This is a genomic window from Nocardia carnea, assembly GCF_029868855.1.
GTDB lineage: Bacteria > Actinomycetota > Actinomycetes > Mycobacteriales > Mycobacteriaceae > Nocardia > Nocardia carnea_A.
The window spans coordinates 19,388-31,828 of the sequence record NZ_JARWOV010000313.1 but is presented as its reverse complement, the minus strand read 5'-3'; the positions used below and the strand labels follow the sequence as shown (position 1 = coordinate 31,828).

Below are 12,441 nucleotides of genomic sequence, written 5' to 3'. Positions count from 1 at the left end.
GCGGCCGAGCAGCTCGCCGCCCTGGCGGCGGGCGCCCGGGGCGGCGGCCGCCGGGGGACCCAAGAAGAGCAGCGCCACCGGGGGGGCGGTTGGGTGGGGCCCTTGAACGCGGCCCAGGGGCTGGCCCCGCCCCGGGGGGGCGGGGCCGGGGGCGCCCCCCGCCAGGGCGGCGAGCTGCTCGGCCGCTTTCTCGGGGCGGGTTGTCGCCGAAGTCGACGATCGTAACCGCCAGTCGGCCCGATTGAGAGCCGGTCCTTCCGCGACCATTCGATGCCTCCGTCTCTTCGCTCGCCGTACCCGATGCCGAAGCTCGCGGGGATCCCGGCGGGTTCACCGAAATCCACCATACCGAATTGTGCCGGAAGCCTTGACACGTGAGCGCTGTCACGCGCAGACTCCTAACCGTAATTCACCATGCTGAATTAGGAGTGCGGATGCAGGACCAGGACTTTCGGAACCTGATGGCGGCGGTATGCGCACCGGTCACCGTCGTCACCACGGCCGACGACGGGGGTCCGCACGGGGCGACGGTCAGTTCCTTCGCCTCCCTGTCACTGCACCCGCCGCTGGTGTCGGTGGCGCTGGACCGTCGCTCGGGCCTGCTCACCCGCATTCGAAACGTCCGCCGGTTCGGCGTGAACGTCCTCGGGTTCGCCGATGACGAAACGGCGCTGCTGTTCTCCCGCCGGGGCGAAGACCGGTTCGCCCAGGTCGAGTGGAGCATCTCGCAGCGGCTGCCGCGGCTGGACGGGGCCGCCGGTTGGGCAGTCTGCGATCTCTGGCAGGTCGTCGAAGGCGGCGACCACCTGCTCCTGATCGGTCTGGTTGCCCATGCCGAGGCCACCCAGCGTTCCCCGCTGGTGTACGGGCACCGGACCTTCGGCACCCACTCCCGCTTCGCCGAGCGACCCCGCACACCAATCGTCGACACCATCGCCGCCTGTGCCGGCTGAGCCCGAACATCCAGAAGGAGACACACCATGACCGCAGTCGAGACCACCCCCGCCGCCGAGCCCGTGCCCACGGCCGCCGAACTGGTCGAACGTATCCGGGATTTGCACCCGCTGCTGAAAAAGAATGCCGCGGCGGGAGAACAGGACCGCCGGGTGGTCGAGGAGAGTATTCAGGCCTTGACCGACGCGGGCGCGTTCAAGGTCGCTATTCCGAAGCGGTACGGCGGCTACGAGACCTCGATGCGAACGATGCTCGACGTCTCCGCCGCGGTGGCGGAGGCCGACGGCGGCGCCGCGTGGGTGGTGACTCTGATCAACGTGTGTAACTGGATGGTGGGGCTGTATCCCGCGCAGGCTCAGGACGAGATTTTCGGTGCCGACCCGGACGCGAAGGTCTCCGGCGTGATCTCTCCGACAGCTACGTCCCGGAAGGTCGAGGGCGGTTGGCGAGTGACCGGGAAGTGGTACTACAACTCCGGGTCCTGGCACTCGACCTGGGCGACACTGGGTATCCCGATCACCGATGCGGATGGCAACATCGTCGACCAGGGCAGTGCGCTCATCCCGCGCAGTGAGCTGGGATTCGAGGACACCTGGTTCGTTGCCGGTATGCGGTCATCGGGCAGCAACGCGGTCATCGCCGATGATGTGTTCGTCCCCGAGCATCGAGTGCTGATGATCCCGTCCGCCATCGAGGGCGGATATGCCAGCGAACACTTGGCGGACGAGCCCCTCTATCGTTCCGCGCTGGTGCCGATCCTGGTCCTCGTACTGGCCGGTCCCCAGCTGGGCATGGGCCGGGCCGCGCTCGAGTACGTGATCGACAAAGCGGCCAAGAAGTCGATCTCCTACACCTTCTTCTCTGCCCAGACCGAATCGGTCGGCTTTCAGCTCCAGATCGCCGAGGCCGCGCGGCTGATCGACACGGCGCACCTGCATGCTTACCGTGCCGCCGACGATATCGATCAGGCGGCCCTGCGTGGCGAATACCCTGATCTCCTCGCTCGTGCTCGGGTGCGTTCGGATACCGGTTGCGCAATCGAGAGCGTGACGAAGGCCATCGACATCCTGCTCTCGGCGCACGGTGCCGGTTCCTTCGCCGAGGTCAGTCCGCTACAGCGGATCTGGCGAGACTCCGCGACCGCGGCCCGGCACGCGGTGATTCTTCCGGCGGTGAGCTACGAGGTCTACGGCAAGGCACTGCTCGGGGTCCAGGACACCATCACCCCACTGATCTGACCGACTCCCTCCGTCGATACAACAGGAGTTTTCTATGCGCATCGCAAATCTGTCCGGCCGACTCGTTCTGGTCACCCCCGACGGCAGCGGCGCGGTTGACGTCGAACGCGCCAGCCGCGGCCGTTTCGGCCCGGACGTCCAGGCTGTCTACGAGCAGTGGGCGGAGTTCACCGCCTGGGCGGCAGACGCCGATATGACGGCGGCGGATCCCTTCGTGGTCGACGACCTCGAGGCGCCGGCGCCGGCGCCCCGGCAGGTGCTGGCCATCGGCCTGAACTACTCCGCGCACGCCCCCCAATCCGGCTTCACCGTGCCCGATTCCCCGACGGTGATGTTCACCAAGTGGGCCTCCTGCCTGACCGGCCCTGTCACCACCGTCGAGCTCCCGCCCGGTGGAAACACCGACTGGGAGGTCGAGTTGGTTGTCGTGCTCGGCAAGAAAGCCTGGCGAATTGCGGAAAGCGACGCCTGGAGCCACGTGGCCGGGCTGACTGTAGGGCAGGATCTCTCCGAGCGCGTTATGCAGACCGCCGGGCCATCGCCGCAGTTCAGCCTGGGTAAATCGCTGCCGGGCTTCGGGCCGACGGGTCCGTGGCTGGTCACCATCGATGAACTCGCCGATCTCGATGACCTCGAAATCGGCTGCGCTGTCAACGGTGAAACGGTGCAGAAGGGGCGCACGCGCGACCTGATCTTCTCCGTACCGGCAATGATCGCCAAGCTGTCGGCCACGTTGCCACTGCTGCCCGGTGACCTGTTGTTCACCGGGACTCCGTCCGGCGTCGGCGCCGGCCGCAAGCCGCCTCGGTTCCTCCGGCCGGGGGACGAGCTGCGTTCCTATATCACCGGCATCGGTGAACTCCGCCAGCGCTTCGTCGCGGCGCCACCCGCTTGAGAAACCCACACCCAGGAGGAGCTCGATTATGGCTCTGCACCGCCTCACCCGGATCGTCATGGGTGTTCCCAACCCTGACGAAACCGCTACCTACTACACCGATTTCGGGCTGATCCCGGGCCCAGGGGACGAGGCCATCGTTGCCGACTCGACCAGTGCGGCGTCGCCCGGTGGGTACGGCTTCTCGACCATCGACGGCGGGGAACAACTGCGCATCGTCCACTCCGCGCAGCGCCGCCTGCTGCAGTTGGGCGTCGGGGCCGACGATCCTGACGACCTCGACCGGGTGGCCGCCTCCCTCTCCGCACTCGATGTCCCGGTCGAGCGCACTGCCCGTGGAGTTCGGGCGATCGATCCGGGAACCGGGGTGACCGTCCTCGTCGAACTCGCCGACCGCTACCATCAGGAACCGACCCCGGTACCGGCCTACAACGCTCCCGGTGTGAACGCGCGGACGGAATGCCGCGCTCCCGGCGTCGAGCGGGAAGGTGTCGTCCGTCCACGTAAGCTCGGCCACGTCGTGCTCGGCTCGACCGACCAGGAGTTCTCACAGAAGTTCTTCCAGCAGGGCATCGGATTCAAGGTCAGCGATACCGTCCCCGGCTTGGCCGCCTTCATGCGCTGTTCCACCGATCACCACAACGTGCTCGTGCAGCAGGCCCCGGTATCTTTCCTGCACCATACTTCTTGGCAGGTCGACGACGTCGACGAGGTCGGCCGCGGCGCCACCTCGATGCTGGAGAAGGATGCCACCCGGCATGTGTGGGGGCTGGGCCGCCACCATGTCGGTTCGAATTTCTTCTGGTACCTGAAAGATCCGGCCGGCAACTTCTCCGAGTACTACTCCGACCTCGACTGCATCGTGGACGATGCCCTGTGGAAGCCCGGAGTATGGGAGGGCGTGCGCGGACTCTACAACTGGGGTCCGCCCCCGCCGCCGTCCTTTCTCGCGCCCGACGATCTCGCGGCGTTGATGACCGACGGACACCAGGGGCGCTGATGGCAGCCGACGACTCGGCGCGACCCGATCGCCGGCCGGTCGCCGCCGATCAGGTCGATACCGGCCCGATCTGGCGCCCCGATCCGCACCTGGCGGCCGAAGCCGCCATCACACGGTTCGGCCGGTGCGTCACCGACCGGACGGGGACGGGGTTCGGCAGCTACCTCGACCTCTGGGCCTGGTCGGTCGCCCATCTCGAAGAGTTCTGGGCCGCGATCTGGGACTTCTACGACATTCAGGCCGAGGGTGACCCCGATGAAGTGCTCGCTAACGCCGAAATGCCCGGTGCCCGTTGGTTCCCCGGTACTCGCCTCAACTACGCCGAACACGCGTTGCGGCAGGGCGAAGACCACGCCGTCGCGGTAACCGCGGTTGCCGAGGACGGGACGACCACCTCGACCACGTGGGCGCAGTTGCGCGCTCGAGTCGCGGCGCTGGCGGGATGGCTGCGCGCGGCAGGTGTCCAGCAGGGGGACCGCGTGGTCGGGTATCTGCCCAACACCACGCCCACCTTGGTGGCGTTCCTCGCCACGGCGAGTATCGGCGCGGTCTGGTCGGCCTGCGCGCAGGACTACTCGGGCCAGGGCGCCGCCGCCCGTTTCGCGCAGCTCGAACCGGTCGTCTTGTTCGCCGCTGACGGCTACTTCTGGAACGGACGGTCTTACGACCGCCGGTCCGAAGTGGCCGCGTTGCAGCGCGCGCTGCCGACGCTGCGGGCCGTCGTTCATGTACAGAACCTCGGACTCGCGGGCCCCGCCGAGATCGATTCCGCTTGCGTCCACGCCACGTGGCAGCAGGCCACCGCGGTGCCGGCCGAGTTGCGTTTCGACCGCGTTCCGTTCGATGCGCCACTGTGGGTGCTGTTCTCGTCGGGCACCACGGGTCTGCCCAAGGGGATCGTGCACGGCCACGGCGGGGTGGTGCTCGAGCATCACAAGATGCTCGGCCTGCATCTCGACGTCGGTCCCGGTAAACCGTTGTTCTGGTACACCACCACGAACTGGATGATGTGGAACGTCGTCGTTTCAGGACTGTTGCTGGGAGCGCCGATCGTCCTGTACGACGGCAGCCCGAGCTACCCTGATCCGGCTCGGCTGTGGCAGATCACCGCCGAACAGCGGGTGGCATTTCTCGGGGTGAGCCCGGGATATCTGCTGGCCGGTGCCAAAGCCGGCCTTCGGCCGGGTCGCGACTACGACCTCGGCGCGCTGCGCACCATCGGGGTCACCGGTGCACCCCTGCCGGCGCCCTCCTACCGCTGGGTGCGGGAGGCGGTCGGCCCCGCGGTTCAGCTCGCGTCCACGAGCGGCGGCACGGACGTCGTGGGCGGCTTCGCCGGCAGTGCGCCGACCAGCCCGGTCTGGGCCGGGGAGATTTCCGCGCCCTACCTGGGCGTCGCCTTGCAGGCGTGGAACGAGGCCGGACAGTCCGTGGTCGGCGAGGTGGGGGAGTTGGTCGTCACCTTGCCGATGCCGTCGATGCCGCTGTACTTCTGGAACGACCTGGACGGCGCCCGGTACCGAGGCGCTTACTTCTCCATGTTCCCCGGTGTCTGGCGACACGGTGATTGGATACAGGTCACGGAGCGCGGCAGCGTCATCGTATCCGGGCGGTCGGACGCTACGCTGAACCGGCATGGCGTGCGCTTGGGCAGCGCTGATATCTACGACGTCGTCGACAAATTCGAGCAGGTACGCGACTCGCTGGTAGTGGGCGCCGAACTCCGCGACGGCGGCTACTGGCTGGTGCTGTTCGTCGTCCTTGCCGAGAACGCCGTGCTCGACGACGACCTGACACGTCGGATCGAGAGCGCGATCGCCGGCCAGGCTTCGCCACGGCATGTGCCCGACGACGTCATCGCCGTGGCCGCCCTGCCGCATACCCGCACCGGCAAGAAACTGGAAGTCCCCGTCAAACGATTGATTCAAGGACACCCACTCGATCAGGTCGCCGGGCCCGACGCCGTCGACGATTACGCCGCGCTGGCCGAGCTCCGCCGCTATGCCGGCGGACCGAGTGCGAGCCTGCCTGCCGATACGGCCGACCACTCGACCGGCAAGTCGTGACCCCTCGGCACCTGCCGACGTCCGATCTGCCCGACATCACTTCCTCCGAAAGGAAAAACATTGAGTCACAACGTCTCCGCGGACGCGAACGGTATGTCGTGGGAGGACCTCAAGAGTCTCTCCCAGGACAAAGGTTTGCACGCCGAACAGCTGTTCCTGATCTGGTCTCGCCCCATCGATGGGTTCGGCCCCGTGCAGGCGGCGCTCGACGAACATCTTCCGTATCAACGCGAGCTCGAGGACCGCGGCATCATGTTCGCCGCCGGGCCGCTCGCCTCGGCCGATGGCGCAGAGTGGAACGGCGAAGGGGTATTCGTATACCGGGCAGCGACGTTGGCCGACGCCGTGCGCCTCGCCGAAGCCGATCCGATGCATGCGCGCGGCGCGAGGTCGTTCGAAATCAGGGCCTGGTGCCTCAACGAGGGAACCACAACCGTATCGCCTGGAGCCTGAGCACATGATTCTCGTGACCGGTGCCACCGGCACCATCGGACGTTACGTTCTGTCGGCGTTGCCGGCGGACGGGGTGGCGTTGCGTGCGACGACGCGCCGACCCGAGATAGCGGATGCCCACGAGCATTACACGCTCATGGACCTCGCGGACCGAAGCACCGTCGAGGCCGCAGTCGAGGGCGTCGATGTCGTGATTCTCAACAGCAGCCAGCACCCTTCCATGGCCGAGCACCAGATCGGATTGGTCGAAGCGGCACAGGACGCCGGTGTCGGGCATATCGTGAAGGTCTCCGCCGGGTCGGCCGCTACCGGCGTAGACAGTCGGAGTTGGGTGGGACGAGCGCACGCCGCGGTCGAAGCGCGCATGCGGAGCTCGAGCTCGGGCTGGACTATCCTGCGACCGAACTACTTCATGCAGAACCTGCTCACCCTGGCCCCGGCAATCACGGCCGGCGCACTCCCGATAGCGCTCCGGACCCAGCGGCTCGCTGTCGTCGACGCTCGCGACATTGCCGCAGTCGCCGCCACGGTCGCGCGCGCTCCCCGGCTCCATCATGAGAAAATCTATGATCTGACCGGACCCGAATCGCTCACCGGCGCCGACATGTCGGCCTGTCTCTCCGAAACGATGGGTACCGAGGTCCGGCACGCGCCGTTGAGTCTCGACCAACTACGCGCCGATCTGGCCGCCACGAAAATGCCTGACTGGCTCCAGGAGCATCTCGTGGAGCTGATGTCGATCTACGCAGAAGACCCCACGGTGGGCTACGTTTCGCCCGATGTCGAGAAGGTGACCGGTCGTGTGCCGCGCAGTCTCCGGGATTTCGCAAGAGATCACTCGGCTGTGTTCGGGGCGGCCTCGTGACGAGCAGCCGATGGTTGACCGCTCTGTGCACATCCGCCGTGGTGGCGGTCGCCGCCGCCGGGTGTACAAATCCCACGTCGACGGAGACGAGCGATAAACCCAATATCTTGATGATCCTGCTCGACGATCTCGGCTATACCGATCTGGGATCCTACGGCGGTGACGCTGCGACACCGAATGTCGATGCGCTGGCCCGAGAGGGACTTCAGCTCAGCAACTTTCACGCGTACCCCCTCTGCGCCCCCACCCGCGCCGCGCTGGTTACGGGGCAGGACCCGCACCGGGTGGGCCTGGGCTCGATGGAGGGGTTCGGCCCGCCCGGCGTACCCACCACCACTCCCGGATATCGCGGCTCCCTCGAGGGGAATTACACGGGTATTGCCGAAGTACTCGCGGAGGCGGAGTATTCCACGTATCAGGTCGGAAAATGGCACTTGGGAGATGAGCCCGGGCAAACTCCGCGCGATCTCGGGTTCGAGCAGAACTTCACTCTGTACGAAGGTAGCGCCTCGCACTATGCCGACAGACTGCGCCACACTCGGCGCGAGGTGGACCCGAGGGATACCGTCCGGTACGAGCGGAACGGTCACCCCGTCGAGGAACTACCGGACGACTTCTACTCCACGCACGCGTACACCGACGAGATGCTGCACATGATCGACGAAGGCCGGGAGTCGGATCGGCCGTTCTTCGGCTACCTCGCCTATACCGCGGTCCATGACCCCCTGCACATGCCGGACTCCGCTTCGATCGACAAGTATCTCGATCTGTACCTCGAAAACAACGACTACAACAAGCTGCGGGCCGAACGGATCGACCGCCTGGCGGACAAGGGGCTCATCGGTCGCGACGTTGCCATTCGGTGGCCGAGCCAGGTCCCGGACTGGGCTGTGCTGAATCCGCAGCAAAAGTGCGACCTGGCGTACCGGATGGCGGTGTATGCCGCCATGATCGACGATGTGGACAGGCAGATCGGCCGGCTGACCGACCACCTCGAGGAGACCGGGGAATACGACAACACCCTGATCGTCGTGATGAGCGATAACGGCGCTGCCGGCTCCGGCCGGATGCTGTACACGGCCGCGCCGGGTGCCGCCGAGTGGCAGGACGAGCACTATCCGCTCGCCGGTGATATCGAGTCGTACGGCCGGCCCGGCTCGTATCCGACACTCGGGCTTCCCAACGCGCAGGTTTCTTCCGGTCCCTACTTCCATTCCAAGACCACCGTCTTCGACGGTGGAACACGGGTGCCGGCCATCGTGAAACCTCCCCGCGGCAGCGATGACGGGGCGGGCCCCCGCGTGATCGATACCTTCACTCACATCGTCGACATGTATCCGACCTTTGCCGAGTACGCAGGAACCGAGACCGACGGCGCCGGCCCGCTGTTGGGTGACTCCGCCAAATCGCTGTTCGAGGGCGCATCCGATCACGTGGGCAGCGACGAATTCGGGATGGAACTTCTCGGACACCGCGCCTATCGCGACGGTGAGTGGAAACTCGTCTATGCTCCCACTCTCGCCGGCGGCAGTGGCGCCTACGCGCTCTACGACCTCGCCTCCGATCCGGGGGAAACCAGGGATCTGATCGACGCGCATCCGGATATCGCTCGACAACTCGCGGCGAAATGGGAACGGTACGCGGCGGACAACGGTGTCGTACCGGCCTCGTTCGATGCTGTCGAGGCCGCAGCGCATCGGTTTGCGGAGCTGGCTTACTCGATCGACTGGTCCGAGTGACGGAGGCCCGCAGCAATGACCGGAAGCCGGTGCTGCGCACCCTCGAGCTCTGACTACAGTGCGCAGCCACCCACCTCTGTGCCGGCCACCAGCGCTCGAGCTGTACCCAGTCAGGGTGTGCATTCGCGTCCGCGAAGCCGCTACGCACTCCAGGAGATCCCGGGCGGCACTTTCGGTATGGGTGACCACTTCGCCGAGGGATACCCCCAAGACGGTGAAAGCCCCGTCCACGAAGTGACCCTGCCCGACTTTCACCTTGCCTCCACCGCCGTGACGAACGCGCAGTTCGCGCTGTTCGTCAAGGAGACGGGCTATGTCACCACCGCCGAACTGTTCGGAGTGTCGGCAGTGTTCCATCTCGCCTTCCGTGGACCTGCGTCGGACATCCTGTCCCGTGCGACGGGAACTCCGTGGTGGTTGGCGGTCAAGGGAGCCTATTGGCGACAGCCCGAAGGAGCGGCGTCGACCATTTCCGATCGCCAGAACTATCCGGTCGTGCACGTCTCCTGGGACGATGCCTCGGCATACTGCCGCTGGGCGGGGGCCCGGCTACCGACGGAAGCGGAGTGGGAGTACGCGGCACGCGGCGGTCTGGGCGGGCGCCGCTATCCCTGGGGAGACGAGCTGACCCCGCGAGGGCAGTGGCGATGCAACATCTGGCAGGGCCGGTTCCCGACAGCGAACACGGAGGAGGACGGCTACCTGACCACCGCACCCGTGAAGAGTTACCGGCCGAATGGTTATGGCCTCTGGCAGATGACGGGTAACGTCTGGGAGTGGTGTCAGGATCGGTTCGATCGCACCTATTACGAAAGATCCGCGTCCTATGCGCCCGAGGGCGCTGAGGCCGGCACACAGCGCGTGATCCGCGGCGGCTCCTACTTGTGCCATGCCTCGTACTGTCATCGCTATCGGGTGTCGGCGCGGTCATCGAACACTCCCGATTCCACTGCGGGAAACATCGGGTTTCGTTGTGCGAGCGACTGAGTCGAACCGGCAACCGCGCCTGTGATGTACGCCGAGTCGGCAGGACGCGCCTGCCGAGTCGACCTCGACGCGTCAGGAGTTCGCCGCGCCCGTCGACTGGCTGGAGTAGGCAAGGGGTGCCGGAGTAACGGCACAGGGCCCGCGATCCATCCGGACTCGTGAACGGTCTGTGATACGCCGTCATTCCGCCCTGAACCAGCCCGAGATCCGCGTCAGCTCGCGGCAGCGTGTTCTGCACGATCGATCAGCGGGCGTATTCTCCGCTGATTCGCGCCAGGTATCTGCTCGTCCCGCCGGTTCGAGAACTCCGCCGGAATCGGGAACGCGCCGGATCGGGTACGCGTATCAGTGCGGGGCTGTCATTGTAGAAGCATTCGAACAGGTCGGGAAGGTCGTCGAGCGCGTCCTGGAGGGACCGGTCATCGGTGCGCACGGTCATCGAAGTGTGCCTTCCGGGTTGCGGACGCGAAGTCGTCTGTACGTACAGACGGGATTTCACTTGATCTCCTCGCCGGTGTTCGATATTCGACCCTGAAAAACCGAATGGGAATGCAACACCTGTTTCGGATTCGCGCCTTGTCTCCTTCGCGTATTGCTCTTCCCGGCGAACTGCGACTCGCGAATGCCGAGCAGGCCGAACCTTCCTGCGCGGAAACTTGATTCGGCCAGGCGCCTGCTCGGTACCGCGGCCGGAAAACGAGACCCTTTCGGTCGATGCTTCGCAAAGTGTATCGCGGCCCTTCGTCTTGTGGCTTGGCGGCGGTTTCCGAAATTCATAGGGTCGAATGGACCGCGCCGGATACCGGGAGCGGTCGTTATCGGCGACACAGGAACTCCGTGGGGCGTCTCCGGAATTCCGCGAAAGGGGCACTGCAATGGCTGCTGATGCGCACACTCTCGAAAACAGGATCCGCCAGTTCGGTGGTCCACTGTCGATGCTGCGTAGTTCTCCGGCGGGACAATTCCCGTTTCCGATCCCGCCGGAATACAGCAATTGGCGAGACGAGCAGACGGCCTGGAAGGAGACGGCGACGCTTTTCGACCAGTCGTTCCATATGACGGACGTGTATTTCAAGGGTCCGGATGTGTTGCGGCTGCTCGGTGATGTCACCGCGAACAAGGTCGGGAACCTCGGCCGGAACCGGGCAAAGCAGCTGATCACGGTGAACCCGGACGGGCACATGATCGCTGACGGAATACTATTCGGGCTCGAAGATGACGAGTACAGTGTCGTCGGCGGTCCGATGGGCAGCGACTGGCTCTCCTATCATGTGGAAAAGGGCGGGTACGACGTCGAAATCGTCCGGGACGAGGCGATCTTGTTCAACAAGACCGGCCGCCGGCTGGTGTTCCGCTATCAGCTGCAGGGGCCCGCCGCACTGCGGATCGTCGAGAAAGCGTCCGGCGGCACCTTGCCCGAGATCAAGTTCTTTCGCATCGGCGAGTTCAGTATCGCCGGAGTCGGAGTCCGTGCGCTCAACCACACCATGATCGGCGTGCCGGGGTTGGAGAAGACCGGCCTGGAGATCTTCGGTCCCGCCGAGAACCGGGATGAGGTGAAGGCGGCACTGATCGAAGCCGGCGCCGAATTCGGTATGCGTGAGGGCGGTTCACTCGCGTACTCGTCGGTGACGGTCGAGTCCGGATGGATCCCGATTCCCGTTCCCGCGATCTACAGCGGCGAGGACATGCGTCCCTACCGGGAGTGGCTGGGCGCGGATTCCCTCGAGGCGAACGCATCGCTCGGCGGTAGTTACGTGGCCGATCGGATCGAGGATTACTACGTCACGCCGTGGGATCTGGGATACGAGCGGGCGCTGCGGCTCGACGGTGACTTCATCGGTTCGGACGCGCTGCGGCGCCGGGCGAAAGAGCCGCATCGACGCAAAGTGTGGCTGCGGTGGCACGACGACGACACGGCGAAGGCGTTGGCCGGCGGACTGTTCGGGGACACCCGGACGAAATACCTCGAGCTCCCCACGGCGGTCTACTCGACTTACCAGTACGACACGGTGCTGCTGGACGACCGCCCGGTGGGCATTTCCACCTGGGCGGCGTACACGACGAACGTCGGCGGGTTCAGCTCGCTCGCAATGGTGGACGAGGCCGACGCCCGCGATGGTGCCGAAGTGGTCGTGGTGTGGGGGGAGCCGGATGGCGGGTCGGGCAGGCCGGGAGTCGAGCGCCACGCCCAGATTCCGATCAGGGCGACGTTGAGCACCACCGCTCTCGTCTGAACACCAT

General features: G+C 65.9%; 11 protein-coding genes. 10 read left to right on the top strand and 1 reads right to left on the bottom strand.

Annotation, left to right across the window (positions count from 1 at the left end; genetic code table 11):
* Window positions 1-267: hypothetical protein (locus QH195_RS32395; RefSeq protein ID WP_432278866.1), on the bottom strand; the 267-nt coding region annotated here is incomplete at its 3' end.
* Window positions 268-434: 167 nt separating this feature from the next.
* On the opposite strand from QH195_RS32395, the gene QH195_RS32390 reads away from it, so the two are divergent.
* The 10 genes from QH195_RS32390 (at window position 435) to QH195_RS32345 (ending at window position 12,434) form a co-directional block, all read left to right on the top strand.
* Window positions 435-953: a flavin reductase family protein gene (locus QH195_RS32390; protein ID WP_280438195.1), complete on the top strand. Its 519-nt coding sequence runs from the start codon at window positions 435-437 to the stop codon at window positions 951-953.
* A 27-nt stretch (window positions 954-980) separates the two neighbouring features.
* Entirely contained in the window at window positions 981-2,192 is a 1,212-nt protein-coding gene (locus QH195_RS32385) for an acyl-CoA dehydrogenase family protein (protein ID WP_280438194.1), read from the top strand.
* Window positions 2,193-2,226: 34 nt separating this feature from the next.
* The gene (locus QH195_RS32380) at window positions 2,227-3,087 is read left to right on the top strand and encodes a fumarylacetoacetate hydrolase family protein (RefSeq protein ID WP_280438193.1); all 861 of its coding nucleotides are present in this window, start codon (window positions 2,227-2,229) and stop codon (window positions 3,085-3,087) included.
* 28 nt (window positions 3,088-3,115) lie between these two features.
* Window positions 3,116-4,087: a VOC family protein gene (locus QH195_RS32375; RefSeq protein ID WP_280438192.1), complete on the top strand. Its 972-nt coding sequence runs from the start codon at window positions 3,116-3,118 to the stop codon at window positions 4,085-4,087.
* Window positions 4,087-6,153, top strand: a complete 2,067-nt coding sequence (locus tag QH195_RS32370) for an acetoacetate--CoA ligase (RefSeq protein WP_280438191.1) — start codon at window positions 4,087-4,089, stop codon at window positions 6,151-6,153. The genes QH195_RS32375 and QH195_RS32370 overlap by 1 nt, the downstream gene beginning before the upstream one ends.
* Before the next feature lie 60 nt (window positions 6,154-6,213).
* Window positions 6,214-6,606: a YciI family protein gene (locus tag QH195_RS32365; RefSeq protein WP_280438190.1), complete on the top strand. Its 393-nt coding sequence runs from the start codon at window positions 6,214-6,216 to the stop codon at window positions 6,604-6,606.
* Window positions 6,607-6,610: 4 nt separating this feature from the next.
* Window positions 6,611-7,471 carry an NAD(P)H-binding protein gene (locus tag QH195_RS32360; protein WP_280438189.1) on the top strand — a complete coding sequence of 287 codons (861 nt, stop codon included), beginning with the start codon at window positions 6,611-6,613 and terminating at the stop codon, window positions 7,469-7,471.
* Window positions 7,468-9,210 carry a sulfatase-like hydrolase/transferase gene (locus tag QH195_RS32355; protein WP_280438188.1) on the top strand — a complete coding sequence of 581 codons (1,743 nt, stop codon included), beginning with the start codon at window positions 7,468-7,470 and terminating at the stop codon, window positions 9,208-9,210. The genes QH195_RS32360 and QH195_RS32355 overlap by 4 nt, the downstream gene beginning before the upstream one ends.
* 15 nt (window positions 9,211-9,225) lie before the next feature.
* Window positions 9,226-10,197, top strand: a complete 972-nt coding sequence (locus tag QH195_RS32350) for a formylglycine-generating enzyme family protein (RefSeq protein ID WP_432278865.1) — start codon at window positions 9,226-9,228, stop codon at window positions 10,195-10,197.
* Between the two features lie 875 nt (window positions 10,198-11,072).
* Window positions 11,073-12,434 (top strand): hypothetical protein, encoded by a 1,362-nt coding sequence (locus tag QH195_RS32345; protein WP_280438186.1) that lies wholly within the window; start codon window positions 11,073-11,075, stop codon window positions 12,432-12,434.
* The last annotated feature ends 7 nt before the right edge of the window (window positions 12,435-12,441 follow it).